Origin of the sequence: Pigmentiphaga sp. (genome assembly GCF_033795525.1) — a bacterium.
Classification (GTDB): Bacteria; Pseudomonadota; Gammaproteobacteria; order Burkholderiales; family Burkholderiaceae_B; genus Pigmentiphaga.
Window position 1 is genome coordinate 637,147 of record NZ_JARYGM010000002.1, and the last position, 18,419, is coordinate 655,565.

17 protein-coding genes and 1 pseudogene are annotated in these 18,419 nt (G+C 62.6%); 12 read left to right on the forward strand and 6 right to left on the reverse strand.

The window, feature by feature from the left end; all coding sequences use genetic code 11:
* Positions 1 to 23: 23 nt before the first annotated feature.
* Entirely contained in the window at positions 24 to 896 is an 873-nt protein-coding gene (locus QHC78_RS07720) for an aldo/keto reductase family oxidoreductase (RefSeq protein WP_319743294.1), read from the forward strand.
* Positions 897 to 899: 3 nt separating this feature from the next.
* On the opposite strand, the gene QHC78_RS07725 is transcribed toward QHC78_RS07720, so the two are convergent.
* Positions 900 to 1,631, reverse strand: a complete 732-nt coding sequence (locus tag QHC78_RS07725; protein ID WP_319743295.1) for a hypothetical protein — start codon at positions 1,629 to 1,631, stop codon at positions 900 to 902.
* Positions 1,628 to 2,857, reverse strand: coding sequence for a YbfB/YjiJ family MFS transporter (locus QHC78_RS07730; RefSeq protein WP_319743296.1), 1,230 nt, complete (start codon positions 2,855 to 2,857; stop codon positions 1,628 to 1,630). The genes QHC78_RS07725 and QHC78_RS07730 overlap by 4 nt, the downstream gene beginning before the upstream one ends.
* Before the next feature lie 162 nt (positions 2,858 to 3,019).
* Between QHC78_RS07730 and QHC78_RS07735 the strand changes: the two genes are divergently transcribed.
* Positions 3,020 to 3,604, forward strand: a complete 585-nt coding sequence (locus QHC78_RS07735; RefSeq protein WP_319743297.1) for a TetR/AcrR family transcriptional regulator — start codon at positions 3,020 to 3,022, stop codon at positions 3,602 to 3,604.
* A 386-nt stretch (positions 3,605 to 3,990) separates the two neighbouring features.
* Entirely contained in the window at positions 3,991 to 5,475 is a 1,485-nt protein-coding gene (locus QHC78_RS07740) for a SulP family inorganic anion transporter (protein WP_319743298.1), read from the forward strand.
* Positions 5,476 to 5,491: 16 nt separating this feature from the next.
* Here QHC78_RS07740 and QHC78_RS07745 read toward each other — a convergent pair whose 3' ends face one another.
* Positions 5,492 to 6,109, reverse strand: a complete 618-nt coding sequence (locus QHC78_RS07745) for a TetR/AcrR family transcriptional regulator (RefSeq protein WP_319743299.1) — start codon at positions 6,107 to 6,109, stop codon at positions 5,492 to 5,494.
* Positions 6,110 to 6,244: 135 nt separating this feature from the next.
* On the opposite strand from QHC78_RS07745, the gene QHC78_RS07750 reads away from it, so the two are divergent.
* The 6 genes and pseudogenes from QHC78_RS07750 (at position 6,245) to QHC78_RS07775 (ending at position 11,294) form a co-directional block, all read left to right on the forward strand.
* The gene (locus QHC78_RS07750; protein WP_319743300.1) at positions 6,245 to 7,228 is read left to right on the forward strand and encodes an SDR family NAD(P)-dependent oxidoreductase; all 984 of its coding nucleotides are present in this window, start codon (positions 6,245 to 6,247) and stop codon (positions 7,226 to 7,228) included.
* Positions 7,229 to 7,248: 20 nt separating this feature from the next.
* Positions 7,249 to 8,283, forward strand: a complete 1,035-nt coding sequence (locus tag QHC78_RS07755; RefSeq protein ID WP_319743301.1) for an aldo/keto reductase — start codon at positions 7,249 to 7,251, stop codon at positions 8,281 to 8,283.
* Between the two features lie 163 nt (positions 8,284 to 8,446).
* A pseudogene (locus tag QHC78_RS07760) lies at positions 8,447 to 8,851 on the forward strand (DUF4232 domain-containing protein); the annotation flags it as partial.
* Between the two features lie 54 nt (positions 8,852 to 8,905).
* Positions 8,906 to 9,262 (forward strand): YcgJ family protein, encoded by a 357-nt coding sequence (locus QHC78_RS07765; protein ID WP_319743482.1) that lies wholly within the window; start codon positions 8,906 to 8,908, stop codon positions 9,260 to 9,262.
* 240 nt (positions 9,263 to 9,502) lie between these two features.
* The gene (locus QHC78_RS07770) at positions 9,503 to 10,480 is read left to right on the forward strand and encodes a Bug family tripartite tricarboxylate transporter substrate binding protein (protein WP_319743302.1); all 978 of its coding nucleotides are present in this window, start codon (positions 9,503 to 9,505) and stop codon (positions 10,478 to 10,480) included.
* Between the two features lie 226 nt (positions 10,481 to 10,706).
* A complete protein-coding gene (locus QHC78_RS07775) occupies positions 10,707 to 11,294 on the forward strand; it encodes a hypothetical protein (protein WP_319743303.1) in 588 nt (195 codons plus the stop codon).
* A gap of 47 nt (positions 11,295 to 11,341) precedes the next feature.
* Here QHC78_RS07775 and QHC78_RS07780 read toward each other — a convergent pair whose 3' ends face one another.
* The 3 genes from QHC78_RS07780 to QHC78_RS07790 all read right to left on the reverse strand — a co-directional run bounded on the left by QHC78_RS07780 (position 11,342) and on the right by QHC78_RS07790 (position 13,989).
* Positions 11,342 to 12,682, reverse strand: coding sequence for a type II toxin-antitoxin system HipA family toxin (locus QHC78_RS07780; RefSeq protein WP_319743304.1), 1,341 nt, complete (start codon positions 12,680 to 12,682; stop codon positions 11,342 to 11,344).
* 1 nt (position 12,683) lies between these two features.
* Positions 12,684 to 12,947: a helix-turn-helix domain-containing protein gene (locus QHC78_RS07785; RefSeq protein ID WP_319743305.1), complete on the reverse strand. Its 264-nt coding sequence runs from the start codon at positions 12,945 to 12,947 to the stop codon at positions 12,684 to 12,686.
* Between the two features lie 88 nt (positions 12,948 to 13,035).
* Positions 13,036 to 13,989, reverse strand: coding sequence for a LysR family transcriptional regulator (locus tag QHC78_RS07790; RefSeq protein ID WP_319743306.1), 954 nt, complete (start codon positions 13,987 to 13,989; stop codon positions 13,036 to 13,038).
* A gap of 384 nt (positions 13,990 to 14,373) precedes the next feature.
* Between QHC78_RS07790 and QHC78_RS07795 the strand changes: the two genes are divergently transcribed.
* Genes QHC78_RS07795 through QHC78_RS07805 form a run of 3 tightly spaced genes read left to right on the forward strand, consistent with a single transcriptional unit; the run spans position 14,374 to position 18,347 of the window.
* Positions 14,374 to 15,513 (forward strand): ABC transporter substrate-binding protein, encoded by a 1,140-nt coding sequence (locus QHC78_RS07795; protein WP_319743307.1) that lies wholly within the window; start codon positions 14,374 to 14,376, stop codon positions 15,511 to 15,513.
* Positions 15,514 to 15,564: 51 nt separating this feature from the next.
* Entirely contained in the window at positions 15,565 to 17,241 is a 1,677-nt protein-coding gene (locus QHC78_RS07800) for an ABC transporter permease (RefSeq protein ID WP_319743308.1), read from the forward strand.
* A 23-nt stretch (positions 17,242 to 17,264) separates the two neighbouring features.
* Positions 17,265 to 18,347: an ABC transporter ATP-binding protein gene (locus QHC78_RS07805; RefSeq protein ID WP_319743309.1), complete on the forward strand. Its 1,083-nt coding sequence runs from the start codon at positions 17,265 to 17,267 to the stop codon at positions 18,345 to 18,347.
* The last annotated feature ends 72 nt before the right edge of the window (positions 18,348 to 18,419 follow it).

Sequence of the window (18,419 nt, forward strand, 5' to 3'; positions counted from 1 at the left end):
CCGACTTTGACAGGAACCAGACCATGTCTCCCGCTCACTCCCTCGATACCTTCATACTCGGCGATCGTCCCGTGAAGCGCCTCGGCTACGGCGCGATGCAGCTTACCGGGCCGGGCGTATTCGGCCCGCCGAAAAGCAAGGACGCAGCCCTCTCGGTGCTGCGTGAAGCCGTGGCCTCTGGCGTCAACCACATCGACACCAGCGATTTCTATGGCCCGCACGTTACCAACCACCTGATTCGCGAAGCGCTGTCCCCCTACCCCGACGATCTAGTCATCGTCACCAAGATCGGGGCGCTGCGTGGCGATGACGGCTCGTGGATTCCCTCGTTCTCGCCCGAGGCCCTGACCCGGGCGGTGCATGACAACCTTCGTCATCTGGGGCTGGACGTGCTGGAGGTCGTCAACCTGCGGGCCATGTTCGATGCCCACGGTCCTGCCGAAGGATCGATCGAAGCCCCGCTCTCCGTCCTGGCCGAACTGCAGCAGCAAGGACTGGTACGCCATATCGGCTTGAGCAACGTCACCCCCGCGCAAATAGAGGAAGGCCGCCGGATCTGCAAGATCGCCTGCGTGCAGAACCACTACAACCTGGTGCATCGAAGCGATGACCAGCTGATCGACGATCTCGCCCGCGAGGGGATCGCCTATGTGCCGTTCTTCCCGCTGGGTGGCTTTACGCCGTTGCAGTCGTCGCTGTTGTCCGAGGTGGCCCGCGGCCTGGGCGCCACGCCCATGCAGGTGGCACTCGCATGGCTGCTCCAGCGCTCGCCCAATATTCTGCTTATTCCCGGCACGTCGTCGGTCGCGCATCTACGCGAAAACCTTGCCTCCGGCGAGCTGACCTTGCCCGCGGACGCCATCACGGCCCTGAACGGCATGGCCCACGGCGACTGAGGCCTAGCGGACCGGCAAGAAGGAAAACAGCAACAGGTTCTGGGCATAGTTGATGCCCAGCCGCCGGGTGTTCTCGCCGAGCAGGTTGGCGATCAGGTCCAGGCGCCCGATGATCGCCCCGAACTCGCGCTCGAAGCTAAGGTTCATCTGGGTGTCGGTCCACTCGTTGGCCAACAGCAAGGGCGCGCCGCGCGCATCGCGGCGGCTGCCCAGCAGCCAGGCCGCGGCTTCGACATTGCGGGCTGCGTTATAGACGCGCTGGCCGTCGAGCATGTCGAAGGCATAGAAGCGCGTCTTGCCGTCATGCGCGGTAACGATGGTGTCTGCCATTCCATAGATGAATGCGGCGACGCGGTCGCCCGTATAGGCAGGATCGAGCGATACGGCCAGGATCTCGATATCGCGCAAGCCCTCCAATCCCGCCGGGGGCCTGCGCGCATCGATCGATTGCCGAACCGACTCGGCGGCGGTCTCGAGGCTGGACTGACCGGTCTTGCGCCATTCGCGAGGATTGCGCTTATAGAGCTTGATCATCAGCGCCTGCAGGCTCGACAGGTTGTCGCGCATGGCGATGGTGAGCGTCCGGTTGAAATCCGTCTGCATCATCTGGTCCGAGGACAGTTCCTCGGTACCTTGCACCTCGTAACCTGCGCGCGGCAGCGCGGTGTACTGGGCACAGCCTGTGGCGACGGCGCACGCCATCGCGATCGCTGCCGCCGTCCTGAACCTGGTCATGCAGAATCCGTTGTTCGCGTTGCTGCGAGAATAACCGATTGGGCAATCAGCAGCACGGCCACGAGCATGGCCGCGGCCACCAGGAACAACATGCGGTGATTTCCCGCCGTCGCGTTGAACAGCCCGGAAAAGCCGTATGCCGCCGCGGCCAGGCCTGCGGCCGAAATAATGCTGGCTCGCGTCCATGCGATATTCTGGCGCACCGGATCATGGGCGATCACTTCATGCACGCGCGCCAGCACGAGCGGAACCATTCCGAGCGCGAAGGTTCCGATGACGGCCGTCAGGACACCTAGCACGATCAGGTCGTCCACGCTGTAGAAGCCGGCAAACACGATGGCCATCAGCAGCGACACCATCCTGACCGTGGGCTCCGGCCCCAGGCGATCCGCCAGGTAGCCATACAGCGGCGGCCCTGCGATGGCGCCCAGTCCGTAGATCGCCCAGAACACCGACCCAAGGTGTGTGCCGTGTCCCAGGCCGCGCGCGATGAAGTCCACGAGAAAAACCATGGGCGGCACGGCGGCCGCTGCCATCAGTGCATATTGCAGGTAGACCAGCCTGACCTCCGAGCCGAAGCGCGCGGCGTGGCCGCCCTTGGCGCCATGGCGTTCCGACACGGGCGAAGAGCGGCTCGGCGGCCAGGCAAACCAGCTGGCCGCCGTCAGGACAAGCGAAATAATGCCCAGGCCGCCCCAGGTTTGCGCCAGGCCCCACTCCAGCAGCAAGGGAATCACCGTGCCGGACCCTGCGATACCCAGACCGAGGCCGAGAAAAATCGCGCCGCCGGCCGCACCTCGCCGCGAAGGCGGGACGTGCGGCAATATGGTGCCCGCGACGAGCACCATCACCACGCCCCCCGCGATGCCGGACGCAAAGCGCCAGCAGAAATACCACAGCACGGACAACGGAAAGGCACAAGCGAAGAAGGTCGCGGCGATCAGCACCATCATGAAACGCAGCACGTGCTCGTGGGCAAAGCGCGAGCCGATGGGCCGGCCTATCAGCGCGCCGAGCACATACCCTGCGAGGTTGGCGGCGCTCAGGTAGACCACGCTGGAGGCACTGAACCACTGCGCATGAATCAGTTCCGGAAGCAGCGGCGTGAACGCAAACCGCGCCAGGCCGATGCTTTCGAGGCTGGCACACAAGCCGGCGAACAGGTAGCGCCACACGCGCATCCGGTCGGCCCGCGCCGCGAGCAGTAAGGATCTATGGGAAGACATGAAATTTCCACAGGAGAATCGATAGGCGCCGCGCCCGCAGGCTGGTGGCGTTTCTTTGACATACTTGTCAATTTTGACAATCTAGTCAAACTTGACGGGTGTGTCAACAATCGGTTCCAATGTTGTTTCGTTATCCATCCACACACAGCAGCGGAGCAGGAAATGGCCGGAGTTCGCCAGTTCGACGAAGACCAGGCGCTGGACAAGGCGCTGGCGCTCTTTTGGCAGCAAGGCTATGCCAGCACCACCATGCAGGAGCTGGCCGAAGCGACCGGCGTACAGCGTGGGTCGCTCTACAACGCCTACGGCGACAAGAAGACGCTGTTCCTGCGCGTGTTCGAGGTATACCGGAAACGCTACGTCAGACAGATGCGGGAAGCCCTGGACAAGCCCGAGCTGCGTGCATCGCTGCGGGGCTTCTTTACCTTCGCCATCAAGTCCATGACCACGGGCACGCCCTCGCGCGGTTGCTTGAGCACGAAGACGGCAATCGGCTCCGAAGAGCTCGACGAACCCATACGGTCCGCCATTCGGGATCTGCTCGACGAAATCGAAGCCGCCGTCCACGAGAGGCTGTCGCGCGCCGACGCCAGGGAACAACTGGCCATGGAACCGCGCGAAGCGGCCCGGATGGTAGTGGCGATGACACGGGGGCTGGTCGTGATCGAACGCGTCTATGACGATGAAAAACGCCTGCGCACCATTGCAGACGGACTGATCGGCCTGCTGCTGGCCGGCAGGCGCTAAGAGCGCGCGAACGCCGGGATCAGGATGACATCGCGCCCGCCAGTGCTGCTTCAGGGCGTAGCCCGATTGGACGACGCTTCCGCCGCGGCATAAAATATCGCGCCGCAGCGGGGAAACAGTCGCCTCGCCGCGTCTTTCCCACCGCGCAGAGAGTTCCCCGATGTAGTTGTTCCACGTAGCCTCCCGTCACAAACCCGACCGACCGGGAGATTCGTGGATCCATGGTGGGCCCATGGTTCGCCGCCGCTGCGCCGCCGAACCTCGCCCGCACGCCACCCGCTCATTGCATCGGACACGCCTGCAGGCCCAGCGGCCGTTGCAAACGGGACCGCTTCGCGAAGTACTCCGTCGGCCTCCCGAAGTCGCTTCACTCTCAGGCCCATCCAATGAAAACCTATAGCATGCGCGAGGAGTGGTTCTCCAACATTCGCGGCGACCTCCTCGCCGGAACCGTCGTCGCTCTCGCGCTTATCCCTGAGGCCCTTGCCTTCTCCATCATTGCCGGCGTCGACCCCAAGGTCGGCCTGTATGCGGCCTTCAGCATCGCGGTGGTAGCCGCCATCGCCGGCGGCCGCCCCGGCATGATCTCCGCCGCCACCGGCGCGGTGGCGCTCCTGATCGTTTCGCTCGTAAAGGCTCACGGCGTCGAATACGTCCTGGCCGCCGGCATCCTGGCCGGCCTGCTGCAGATAGGCGCGGGCCTCCTGCGGCTAGGCGCGCTCATGCGTTTTGTTTCCCGTTCGGTCATCACCGGCTTCGTCAATGCGCTGGCCATCCTGATCTTCCTGGCCCAGCTTCCGCAGCTTCGGAACATGCCGTGGTACGTATACGCCATGGTGGCGGCTGGACTGGCAATCATCTACCTGTTGCCCCGCGTGACCCGCGCCGTTCCCTCGCCCCTGATCTGCATCGTCCTGCTTACCGCGGTTTCGATGGCCGCGGGCCTGGACTTGCCGACCGTAGGCGACATGGGCGCGTTTCCCGATGAACTGCCCTTCTTTGCACTGCCGCAGGTTCCGCTGTCGCTGGAGACACTGCGCATCATCTTTCCCTATTCGGCCAGTATCGCCGTGGTGGGCCTGCTCGAATCGCTCATGACGGCCAGCATCGTCGACGATTTCACGGACACGCCCAGCGACAAGAACCGCGAGTGCCGCGGACAGGGCTGGGCCAACATCGTCTCGGGCTTCCTGGGCGGCATGCCGGGCTGCGCCATGATCGGGCAAACCGTCATCAACATCAAATCCGGCGGCCGCGGCCGCCTCTCCACGTTCTTCGCGGGTGCGCTGCTGCTCGTCCTGGTGGTCTTCCTCGGCCCGTGGGTCAAGGAAATCCCCATGGCCGCATTGGTCGCGGTGATGATCATGGTCTCGATCAGCACGTTCAACTGGCGCTCCCTGCGCAACCTGACGATCAATCCGAAAAGCTCGTCCATCGTCATGCTGGCAACGGTGGCGGCCGTCGTATCGACACACAACCTGGCCATTGGCGTTTTCATCGGCGTGCTGCTCAGCGCCTTGTTCTTCACCGCCAAGGTACGCCGAGTACTGGCTGTCGAATCAACGCTGGATGCGCAAGCAGGCGAGCGCCGCTACACGGTGCGCGGCCAGGTTTTCTTCGCGTCCTCGGAGGCGCTGGTGTCCGAATTCGATTTCAAGGAGGCCATCAAATCTGTGCGCCTGGACTTGTCACATGCGCACTTCTGGGACATCACCGCCATCGAGGCGCTGGATCGTATCGTGCACAAGTTCCGCCGCAATGGCATTGCCGTCGACGTCCATGGCCTGAACCGCGCCAGCACCACCATGATCGAGAAATACGGCACGCACGACAAAACGGAGGCGAGCAGCTCGGTGGGACTATCCCATTGAGCCCCAGGCGCTGCCCTCAGGATTTGGCTACCAGCCGCCGGACGGCGTCGCGCAGCGCCGTGCGGAAAGCCCGGCACTCCTTCGACGACGAAGGCGACTCGGCTTGATGCGGATTCGGACCGGCCCGGGTCATGCCCAGAATCAGGCTTAGCAAGAGATCTGCCGGAATGCGGTCGCAAATCCGCCCCGCCTTCTGCGCCGCCGATATGGCGGCGATCTTGTCCTTCCTTGCGCTTTCCGCCGCAGCCGGGACGGGAGCATGCCCAGCCTTTTCCAGCTCGTACCACGATGCCAGGCGCCGCACCTCAGGGTGCTTGTCATAATGCTCCGCCAGCTTGGCCGCATAGCCCGGCAGGTCGTCCGCATCCAAGGGCACCGATGCGATCACGGTCACCACCATCTCGTTGTAGACCGCATCGAACAAGCCGTCCTTACTATCGAAGTACGCATAAATCGCCTGCTTGTTGCAGCCCGCTGCCTCGGCGATCCTGTCCACTCGGGCGCCGGCAAAGCCGTGGGCCGCAAACTCCGCAGTAGCCGCCTCCAGCAAGCGCTGTTTCGTCTTTTCCGACTTTTTCATTTCTCTTTTCCGTTTCCTACTCCCGTCGAGCGGCCCCACCCTGCGAGCCACCATTGACCCACTCGCCGGGAAGTGACTCCCTGATCATATAAAACCAACTGGATGGTTGACAAAAAAACTCACCGGATCAAAAATAAACCATCCAGTTGGTTTTTTCTGCCACTTCCCTATATTGCCGAGGAGACACCAATGCCCCAGACCTTTGGCGCTGAGTCCACTACCGACGACGTCCTCGAGGGCGTCGACCTTCCCGGCAAGCGCGTGCTGGTAACCGGCGTCTCGTCCGGCCTGGGTGCAGAGACGGCGCGCGCGCTGGCGGCGCACGGTGCATGGGTGGTTGGGGCAGCCCGGGACCTCGACAAGGCTCGCGCGGCGACGCGGGAGGCGAGCGCCCAGGCGGCCCCCGGCGGCGGCCTGGAGCTGGTGAAACTGGACCTCGCCTCGCTCGCGAGCGTTCACGCCTGTGCCGACGCTCTGGTCACGGCCGGCGAACCTTTCGACCTGGTGGTGGCCAATGCAGGTGTGATGGCGTGCCCCAAAAGCTTCACCGAAGATGGGTTCGAAACCCAGTTCGGCACCAATCACCTCGGTCATTTCGTGCTGGTGAACCGGCTCGCGCACCTGATGCGGTCCGGCGCCCGCCTGGTCGTGCTGTCCTCGGCCGCCCACCGATACGCCGACGTGGATCTGGAAGACCCCAATTTCACACGCACGCCCTATACGGAATTCGGCGCCTACGGCCGCTCCAAAACGGCCAACATCCTGTTTGCGGTGGAATTCGACCGCCGCCACCGGGAGCGCGGCGTACGGGCGGCCGCGGTGCACCCGGGGGGCATTCGCACCGGACTTGCCCGGCACCTGGCCCCGGAATCGCTGGAGGCGCTGGCCAATCGTGCCCGCACGGCCGCCGATGCCCCGCCCTTCCGCTGGAAGACCATCCCCCAGGGAGCTGCTACCTCTGTCTGGGCCGGCGTCGTGGCGCCGGAACAAATCATCGGCGGCCGCTATTGCGAGGACTGCCATGTGGCAGATATCGCGACGGGCCCGGACGCGCGCGAAGGCGTCCAGCCCTATGCCCTGGACCCCGCACGTGCCAGGGCGCTGTGGGCCAAGAGCGAAGAGATGACCGGCATGCAGCCGGCCTCATGCCCTTCCCTGGGCACCCCATCCTGATCCAAAAAAGGACCTTTACCATGCGCTATAACCGCCTCGGCAATACTGGCCTGTTCGTCTCCGAGCTTTGCCTCGGCACCATGACGTTCGGCGGCAAGGGCTTCTTCGAATATATGGGAGCTGTCGGGCAGGAAGATGCCGACCAGTTGCTCCGCGCTGCCGTCGAGGCAGGCGTCAACTTCATCGATACCGCGAATGTCTATTCGCAGGGGCTGTCAGAGGAAATCACCGGCCAAGCCATCCGGAATCTCGGCCTGCGACGCGACCAGGTGGTGCTCGCCACCAAGGTGCTGGGTCCGATGGGCGACGGGCCGAACGACGCCGGCACCTCGCGCTACCACATCATGGAGCAGGCCAAGGCCAGCCTCAAGCGGCTGGGCACGGACCATATCGATCTGTACCAACTCCATGGCTGGGACCCCGCCACGCCCATCGAGGAAGCGCTGCGCGCCCTCGACGACCTGGTCCGCCAGGGCCATGTCCGCTATATCGGCGTCTCCAATTGGGCCGCGTGGCAGATCGCCAAGGCCCTGGGCATGTCGGCAGCGCGCGGGTGGGAACGCTTCCAGACCACCCAGTGCTATTACTCGGTAGCCGGCCGGGACCTCGAACGCGAAATCGTGCCGATGATTCGATCAGAAGGCATCGGATTGCTCGTCTGGAGCCCACTGGCCGGCGGCTATCTTTCCGGCAAATATCGCGCCGGCAATGGTGATGGCCGCCGCGACGTCCGGCCATTTCCGCCGGTCGACGACGCCCTTGGCCATCGCGTGCTCGACGCCATGGACTCGATCGCTCAGGCGCGCGGGATTTCGGTTGCGCAGGTTGCCCTGGCCTGGTTGCTTCACCAGCCGCACGTGACCAGTGTCATCGTGGGCGCCAAGCGGGGCGACCAGCTGCAGGACAATCTTGCTTCGGTGAAAGTCGAACTCACGGCCGACGACCTCAAGACGCTGGACGATGCCGGTTCGCTCGCGCCGGAATACCCGGGCTGGATGATCGCGCGCATGGCCGAGTATCGTGCATTGCTGAACCAGACGCCGCACGGGGCTTGATTGTCCGCGGCAAAGTTTTTCCTTGCTGCACAAAATTTGCATGAAGGTCGTTGCTGAGTACACTCCCGGCTCCGGTCGGAGCTTCCGAGCCCGCACAAGCAAATACCGTCCTAGGAGTGACTGCATGGCAATTCCAGGCAAGAAGGCGCGGATTATCCTGACCATGGCCGTGCTGCTCTGCGCCCAGCCGGTCCTCGCCGAACGGGCGCCTGCCCCCTGCCCTGCTGATCAACTGACCTTGGCGGTCGACGACGGGCAGGGGCGCTTTAACGGGATGTCGCAATCGGGCATGGAGCTGACGGTTACCCACCGCGGCAACGCCATTTGTGCATTGCCTGCGCGCCCTGAACTTGCCTTCGAGGATAGCGACCATCGCGCACTCCCGGTATCCTCGCGCATGCCGCCCGGCATGCATCCCGGCCCGGTGCTGGCTCCCCTCGTGCTGCCCGCGCATGGATCGGCCACCAGCGAGGTGCGTTGGGTATCCGGGGACGTCTACGATAATGGGCGTTGCATGACACCGGCCTATGTCGCCCTCCGTATCGGCCCGGCTACCGTGCGAGCCCCGTTCAACGGGCGCCTTTGCGGCCCGCGCGAACCGGGGCCTTCGTACAGGGCGACGCTGTTCACGGTTGCGGCCAAAGGCGCCCCTGCAGAACAAAAAACCGATGTCCGCTCGCCGGCATCGGGCGTGCTGTGCGATCCGTACCTATGCGCCAACGAAAAAGGTATTTCCCGCGCATTGACCGCGCAATATCTCGGCGAAACTACCGCGGCCAAGCTCTTTTCGCAGGGCCAGTTCAGCCTGACCGAATTTACGCTCTCCAACGGCGTTTTCTGCGACACGAAGGAACGCCTTTGCCGTGAGGACCGCTACTACGGCCCGGACGGCAAACGCAGCGGGGCGGTATCGAAAAAATATACGGAGCTGCTGTTTCACAAACCTGGGCAGCCCATCAATCCTGGAGGAAATCCCTAAGGTCTCGAAGATTGGCCTTGACTATAATTGCCTGACAATCATGAGTCACACGCGGCTTTGATTTCGCTATATGGTAAGTTTAGCCGCTTACCGTTCATCGATGTCAGACAATTACATGGTTCAGATGAACACCGCGACCTAACGCAGCTCCCCGATATCGTCCCCTATCGCGACCATCGGTGTGCCTCCGGTCCTCGGCGAACCTCTCAGACAACGGCTTATCTTAATCGGAGACCCCCCATGCAAAATCGCATCCCGCTAATCCTTGTTCTGGCGGCCCTTGCGCTGGGAATAGTTGGGCGCACGGCGCTTGCCAGCGATACCTATCCAAACCGGCCGATAAAAATCGTCGTGCCTTTTGCACCTGGCGGCTCTACCGATTTTGTCGCCCGGCTGATCGGAGAAAAACTAACCGAGCGTACCGGCCAAAGCGTGGTTATTGAGAACCGGCCCGGCGCTGGCGGCAGCATTGGCGCGAGCTACGTCGCCAGGGCCGACGCGGACGGCTACACGCTGTTTGCGGGTCACGTAGGCACCCTGTCGATCAACCCTTCCCTGTACAAGAAGCTGCCCTATGAGCCCGAAAAGGATTTCGCTCCCGTCACGGCCATGGTCACGGCACCGCTTGTGCTCGTCGTCAATCCGAAATCCGACATCCATACCGTCGAACAGCTCATAGCAAAAGCCAAGCAGTCCAAGCAGGGCCTGACCTACTCTACCGCCGGCGCAGGCTCGGCGGCACACCTGGCCAGCGAACTGTTTGTCGCGATGACGGGCATCCCCGCCACGCATGTTCCCTATAAAGGCGCGTCCCTGGCCACCAATGCCATCGTAGCGGGCGAAGTCGACTTCACCTTTGGCGGCCAAGCCCCCAGCCAACCGCTGATTGCCGCCGAGCGCCTTCGCGCGCTAGGTATTACCGCCAAAGAACGATCGCCGGAGAATCCCTCGGAACCGGTAATTGCTGAAACCGTAAAAGGCTATGAAGTCCAGAACTGGCACGGCATCGTCGTGCCGGCCAATACGCCGCCGGCAATCGTTGATCGCCTCAACAAGGAAATTACCGACATATTGAAGTCCTCCGACATTCGTGAAAAGCTCGCGCAGCACGGCTACGAGAGCATTCCGATGACGCCCCGGGAATTTGCGAATCTAATCGCCCACGAGCGCAAGAAGTGGAAAGAGGTCATCGACCGGGCGGGATTGGCCCTGGAGTGATTCCGCCATCCCTACAGTCGCTTAAATGCCGTGGCACCATCCCATACCAGCAGACCGCGGAGCATCTCGGGTTGGCGCGACGACATCGATTTGGAGCTCCAGAACAAAAAAGAAGGGGAAGGTTTATGGCGCAACTCATCCTGCTTTTTGCTGGGTGTGCCTTATCTACGCCGACAGGCAGGCATTCTTGTCCTTGCCGCGTTGCTGCGTCACGGCAAGCCCTAGGATGAAATCGCACGCCGCACTGAACCGGCGAGCAAGCCAAGCCGCAAGCGATGCGGTATTGGGCGCTTGGAAGCATAGCCTGCGAGTCAACGAACATCTCGATAAAGACGGCCTGGAAATGGGCGCGTGGATGCTTTTCCTGGTCCCATGGGGGTTCGTCGGTCTGGGTTTGTTCCTGCCTGGGCCCTGGTGGATGCGAGGACTTTGCATTTTCTTCGGCGTGACCTTTTTGTGCGCAGGACTCCTCACCTTCCGCAAATCCTTGTTGAAATGGCGATCCGGCAACGCCCTGATCCATCTTTTTGAGGACGGCGCCGTGCTGGAGCGAACAAAAGGGCCGATCTTTGCGCTGCCATACGGCAGCACGCCGGTCGACTATGTGACATGGACCGAGCGCATCGCCGACACGGGCGACGACCGGGCTCGCACGCATTTTTGGATCACACTGCCAGAAGGCCGGACCGTAATGCTCGACGCGTGGTCGCAACAAGAGCGTGAAGATTTAGCACTCATCGCGCGGCATTGGAGATTACCGGCGGAGCCGCGCCCCTTGGACCAAGAGCCGATACCGGCGCCACCGGTATGGTGATGCGCGGTCTAGCCAGGCTGATGAAGAGTGGACGCTGTCTGGCCCCGCTAGGGAGCCATGGCCTCGAGTACTGCTGCAGCCCGTTCAAGCCCGGCTAAGACCGTATCGGCCACGCGTTGAGAAAAGTCTCCAGACAGTTCCGCCTGCGCCTCGGCAATGGCGGCCGGCGTGCGCGCCAGGATCTCCTCGATGACAGGTTCGGCCGTCGGGGCGTACCCGACTTTTTGCGCCGTGCTATTGAAGTGCCGGCGCTGGATGCCGTGCATTTCGTAATGCCTGTTGCGTCCGAGCAGCGCCATCGCCAGCTTGACTTCGCGGTGGGACCATTGATTCGCCCCCTTCCCCAGTACCGGATAGGCCGACATCACGTCGTACAAACGGGTCAAGTGGAAACGCCCGCGCGGCAGAATCTGGATGCTGAAGTTCTTGGCATGGCCGTCCGGCGCGCGCAGGAGCCAGAACAGAATCTGTGCAGCCATCAGCGTCTTCATGTCGGCTTGCGCGTTCACCGACTGCCGCAGGGTGGCGAACAAAGCCTTGAGTCCCGGGCCGCCCTCGCTCTCGTACTTGCGCAGCGGCGAACATGCTTCCACTTGGCAGAAATCTTCCTGCGGCAGCCGCATGAGCCACCGGCCGTTAGGCGCCACGCGCCGATCAAAGCGTTCCACGACCAGGACCCGCTGCCGGCCAAAGACCGCGATGCGGGCTTCGGCCACATCCAGGCCATAGGCCTTCAGTAATCGCAGGCACAGCCATTCATTGTCGACCGACGTGGTGAAATCCGCCTGCCGTCCACCCACCAAGCCCAGTGGAAGCTTGAAGATATGGCTCGTAGGCGTCGCGCCTCGCGGCGCATGCCATTTCCCATCCCACCACAAAAAGGCCGTCTTCTCCTGTGCGCCGGCCAGCGAAATACGGAAATCCGCATCCGGGTCCCGGCCGGCCGCGAAGGCTTGCGGCGACACCGTCTCGATCAGATGCCGCTCGATGTCTTCCTCCGAGAGCGGTACGCCTTCGATGCGATCGTAACCCTCCGGCGTCTCGTCCTCTCCCAGTACCTGCACCGCGCCTACACAATCGCGGCCTATAGCTTTGAGCAGATCGAAAGGATCTGTCGAACCCGTCCTGAAACGCTCGGCCACGCGCCTGCGGATCGCATGGCTGTCAGGCAGCAGGTTATCGAAGTAGTTGGCGACCTTCTCGCCCTTGAGCGGCAGGTTCTGCAGATTGAAAGGCAGCGACAGCGAAAGTGGCCGGCCGATATCGGAGCCTACCCAACCGGCGTCATAGTGCAGCTCCATCTCGCCGCGCGCAGGAATCGTCCAGCGGCCGACGCGAATGCCGTTGATCCATATGGACAGGCTGCGGCTGCGCGATCGACGGCCCATGTCACCAATCCGCCTGTACAGTGGAAGACGGCGCTTGGCCGCCCCGCGGCCCTACGGCCAGTTCCAGGCCCAGCGCCGCGCACCAGGCGAGCAATTGCTCCACGCTCAATTCCTGGGCGTGCAGTTCGAGGTGGGAAACGCGCGATTGGCTCAGGCCCAGGCGGCCGGCCAGCGCAGACTGGGTCATGCCCTGGGCCTTGCGGGCGGCCTGTAGCAGGTGTCCCAATTGGGAGGGCGTCGCCAGGACTTGGGGCGGTGTCGACATGGCGGAGTACCTGAATTTCGAATAAATGTAGATTATTTGAAAAACAGTTATTCGTCAAATAACTGAATATCAGCTATTTTCCTCTTCCCTACCTCCCCTGGCGCGCCAGACGCTTGATCATCCGGTCAAGTAACGGGCTCGATCCTTCCGGGGTCAAGCGCTCGTCCGCAATGCCGTCCTTGAGGATATCGACCATCACGCGTGCGGAGGGGAACAGCGACCGATCTTTCATGGTCAGGATGCCAAGCGTGCGCAAAGCCACCGGTGCCACTAGAGGAACATACGAAATTTCCGGCTCCTCGATCGGAAAGCCCACCGCCGGGACCGGAATTACTCCTACGCCTTCGCGTACCAGCCCGACCAGGGTCGGCAGATTCGATGCATATATCTTCGGCCGCGCCAGCAAGTGAGCGACGGGCGAGTTCTCAAGCAGCCGGTGCATGTTGCCGCCGATGATAGGCTCATTGGCGAGCCTCTCCCATTTCAGCGACTTGGCCTTGGCGTAGCGATGATCGCTACGGCACATGAGTCCGAACTGGTCGCGCACCAGCGGTTCGAATGCGATCTTCGACTCATCCGAGGGCGAGCTCGATATGCCGAAGTCCACTTCGCCTTCCGCCACCAGCTTTTCGACCCGCACCGAGCCTTCGGCATACACCCGGACTTCGACATTTGGATGCGCCGCGTTGAACTTGCGTAGCAATGCGGGCAGCCATTGACGAGCGATAGACGGCAGGATTGCGAACGCCAGCCTCCCCGCCGATACGTCGGCGATTCTGTGCATTGCCCCGATCGCCCGGTCCATGTTGGTCAATGCGTCGCGTATCAGCGGGAGGCAGCTTTCGCCGAATGGCGTGAGCGTGGTCCGGGCGCCGCTTTCGAACAGCGGCGCACCCAAGCGAGTTTCGAGCTGGGCGATCGATTGAGACAACGCCGGCTGGGACCGGAACGACAGGCGTGCCGCCGTCTGATAGCTCTTGGTTTCGACCACCAGCAAGAATTGCCGCAACTGCGAAAGCCGTAAATCGGTAGAGTTGTTCATAGCCGGCCCGATTCAAAAATCTTATCGATCAATACAATAATAAAGTTAACGCAAATCCGGGCGACGGCAGTAGGATGGGCACCAGCCGCCTTCGCAAGCGATGCGGCGCTGCAGAAATTCGCGACACAGTTTTCGAGAACCAGAAGAGCAGGCATTACGGTGCCGCTACAGGAGACAAGCTTGAAAATGGACGTGTTCCGCTTCGCGCGCTATCCCCTCCGAACTCCTTCACTTCCGCCTCTCCCCGGCTGACCCCGGCAGCCGCACCGGATCGCTCCTCTCTTCAAGGCGGTTCTGAAGCTTCGTCGCGCCCCTGCGTGACGCGGCGGCGCCTTCTCATGCAACGAATCCAGCCGGCACTCTGGCAATCATGTTGGAGCAGACATGAACGACAAACTCGACAACATCACACGGCGCGACTTCCTGATCAACTCAATGACGGTCGGCGCGACCGCATTGGCCGGCACCGCTCTGCCCCGCTCCGTGACCTGGGCGGCGACGGCACCAGCACCTGAAACGGTCGACGTGACGCCGGCCCTGATCGAAGCGGCGAGGAAAGAGGGTTCGCTGATGGTGCGCTACAGCTCACCCATCGACGAAATGGCGGTGATGGCCCAGGCCTTCCAGAAGAAGTTCGGCATTACCGTGCAGACCGATCGCAAAGTGGGGGTGCTTGGCACGCAATTGTTCGCGACGGAAGAACGCGCCGGCCGCCACGTGATGGACGTGAACTATTGCGCCGACCCGGCCGGGCTGCGCGCCCTTGCCGAGGAAGGGCTGTACCTGCGCTACACGCTGAAGGACCTGAGCAGCAAGCTCGATCCGGGCACCTACCTCGACGGCCTGGGCTATTGCCCCAAATGGACAGAGATCGTCCTTTCGTACGACCCGGCGCAAATCCCTCACGCCGTCGCCAAGGAACAGTTCAAGACCTGGAACGGCCTGCTCGACCCCAAGCTCAAAGGCAAGATCGGCATCAACGAGCCGGCCGGCGGCGGCGTCCCGTTCTCGTTCTTCCTGATGTTGTACCGCCATCCGCAGTACGGCAAGGAATTCGTACAGAAACTGGCCGCGCAGAATCCGCGCCTTTATCCGGGATCTGCTCCCGGCCGCGAGGATCTTGCCGCAGGTGCCATCGCCGTCTTCATTCCCGATTGGGAATCGATCACGATGCTCAACTTCCTCAAGGGCAGCAAGACTGCCTGGACGTATCCCGACATCTGCCCGGCGTTCGCCAACACGTATCTGGCGATCTCCGCAAAGGCGCCTCATCCCCACGCTGCGCGACTTTTCTGCGCATGGCTCTTCACGCCTGAAGGCGCCGCGGCGATGAATCTCGCGCAAGCCCGCCCGACCTTGAAAAACCTGCCTGACGAGCGCACGGCTGTAGCCGAACTCAAGAAAACCGACTGGTGGACCCCTTATCCGGACAAGGTGCGCTGGGTACCCGACATGAATGACTGGGAAACCAACTACGCCAAGCTGATGCCCGAGATGCGCCGCATCCTCGGCTACAACCGGTAAGCGGCCGGGTCGGCGATGCGACAGGCTAAACATCACCATTCAGGCGACAGCATGTGGGCTTGGCTGCTGCTCGTCCTGGTGGCGGCGCTGGTTTTTACGCCGCTCGGCGCCCTGCTCTACGGTTCACTGCGTACCGGAAGTCCGGGCGACCCAGCGGCCGTCTTCAGTCTCGACAACATCAAGTCGGTGTACGGCGGCCTGTTCGCCGACTCGTGGACGCGAGCCGCCACGCTGGGCTCCCTGTCACTTGCGGTGCCGGTAATGATTATCGCCTGTGCCATCGGCGCCTTCCTGGCCTGGGCGGTGACGCGCACAGATCTGCGCGGGCGCCGTGTCTTCGAGATCGCATTCCTGCTGCCGATGCTGTATTCGCCTCTGGTCGGGGTGATCGGCTGGTCGGTACTGGCCGACCCTCGTGGCGGCCTGGTCAATCTGATGTGGACCGGACTCACAGGTGTCCAAGAGCCGCTGATCAACGTTTACTCCTACCTCGGCATCGTCTGGGTGATGTCGTGCTACTTCATTCCCTACGCCTTTGTGCTGAACGTGGGCACCTTCCGCACGATGGATCCCGCGCTGGAAGAAGCCGCTTCGATGTCCGGCGCCAATCTCTGGCAGCGGGTGACGCGCATCACACTTCCGATCATGACCGGAAGTCTGGCGGCGGCGGCGCTGTTCATCTTCACGCTGGCCCTGGAACAGTTCGCCATTCCCGGCTTTCTCGGCTCGCATATCCGTTTCAGCACCCTGGCCTATTCGATCTACCTGCGCACCAACGGCTATCCGGCCGATCTGCCCGGTGCGGCCGCGGCTGGCACGCTGCTGATTCTCTTCGCCGCGATAGGCCTGTACTGCTACCGTCGTCTCACGCGGCGTTCCGAAAAGTTCATCACCGTCAGCGCCCGCGGCTACAAGCCCGCCCTCACCGACCTGGGCCGCCTGCGCCCGGTCGTACTGTCGGCCTGCGTGCTGATTTTCATTGCCAGCACGCTGCTGCCCCTGGCCGCGGTCATTCTGCGCTCGCTGATGCCAGTACGAACCGGTGGCGTCGATTTCCAGGCCCTGACCCTGGCCAACTACACCAGCCTGTTCCAGGCCGAAGACATCATGCTGGGGCTGCGCAATTCGGTGTACCTGGCTGCCGGCACCGCGACCGCCTGCGCGCTGATCGGCCTGGTGCTCAGCTATCGGATGGTGCGGCAGAAAAGTCCCCAGATGACGTTGGCTGACTACCTCATCGCCATGCCGGTCGGCATTCCCGGCACCGTGTTTGGCATCGGCATGCTGTGGGCCTACGTACGTACACCCCTATATCTGACGCTCTGGATCCTGTTCCTGGCCTTCGTCACGCGGTATCTGGTGTACGGCGTGAGGACGCTGGGCAACGGCATGATGCAGATCGACAGGGCGCTCGAGGAATCCGCGTCGGTGGCTGGCGCCGGGCCGCTTCGTACCTTTCTGTTCGTCAATCTACCGTTGCTCAAGCCGGCGATCAGTTCGATGTGGCTACTGGTTTTCATGATCGTAATGCGCGAGATCAGCGCGTCGGTCATTCTGTACGGCGTCGATTCGGTGACCATGCCGGTGCTCACCTGGTCGTACCTGCTTGACGGCGCCTATGGCATTGCGAGCGCGCTCTCGATCGTGCAACTGGTGATCGTGGGCGTCATCGTGCTGTTGTTCCGCTGGGCGTTTGGCAGCGAAGTGAAGTCCCGCGCAGTTTCCTGAAACTCGTCAAAGGTGCAAGTGCGATGAGTGGCATAGAGATTGAAAAGCTCGTGAAGTCCTACGGCACCGTGCAGGCGGTCAAGGCTATCGATTTGACCGTCCAGCAAGGAGAATTCCTGACCTTGCTTGGTCCGAGCGGATCGGGTAAGACCACTACCCTGCGCATGATTGCCGGCCTCGAGAAGCCGTCGAGCGGGACGATCCGGATCGACGGACGGGTGGTCAACGATGCCACGACCCACGTTCCGCCGCATCAGCGCAACATGGGCATGGTGTTCCAGAGCTATGCCGTCTGGCCGCATAAGTCGGTATACGACAATGTCGCGTTTCCGCTGGCCATGCGCAAGATGCCGCGAGCCGAGCAGCGTCCGCGCGTGAACCGGCTGCTGGACATGGTGGGCCTGCCCAGCGGCGACTTCGGGAAACGGTATCCGTCGCAGCTCTCTGGCGGCCAGCAGCAGCGTGTCGCGCTGGCGCGCGCGCTGGTGGGCGACCCCAAGGTACTGCTATACGACGAACCGCTGTCGAATCTCGACGCGCGCCTCCGCGATTCGATGCGCACGCTGATGCGTTCCATCCATGAGCAATTGAACGTCACCTCGGTATACGTCACGCACGACCAGATCGAAGCGATGGTCCTGTCCGACCGCGTCTGCGTCATGCGCGATGGCGGCATCGTGCAACAAGGCAAGCCGCCGGACCTGTATGAACGGCCAAACGATCCGTTCGTGGCGGAGTTCATCGGCCAGGCCAATGTCCTGCGGATCGCGGCTTCCGACCGGGCTAGCGGGACCGTTCGACTCGGCGCGGACCTGTCGCTCCGGGTGCTGCCGGAGAACTGGCGCGGCCGCAATGGCCAGGCTGGACAGCTGATCGTCCGCTATCACCAGGTCAAGCTGCTGCCTTCGGCCGCGCAGCAAGGCCAGTCCAACGTATTCACGGGAACTGTACGCAATGTGATGTACCTGGGCGACCGGCTGCGGTATGGCATCGATATCGGCTCCGGCAGCCAACTGGTCGGCGAAGTGGTCACCGGCGACAGCCTCCCCATCGCCGGGGAACGCGTACACGTCGAGCTTCCCGCTGCCCATTGCATCGTGATTTAGGGTCTGTCCACAGTCCCTGGTGTTCCGCGTCCTCCGGGCTGGAACTTCTCTCACTCGTCTTGACAGGAAGGG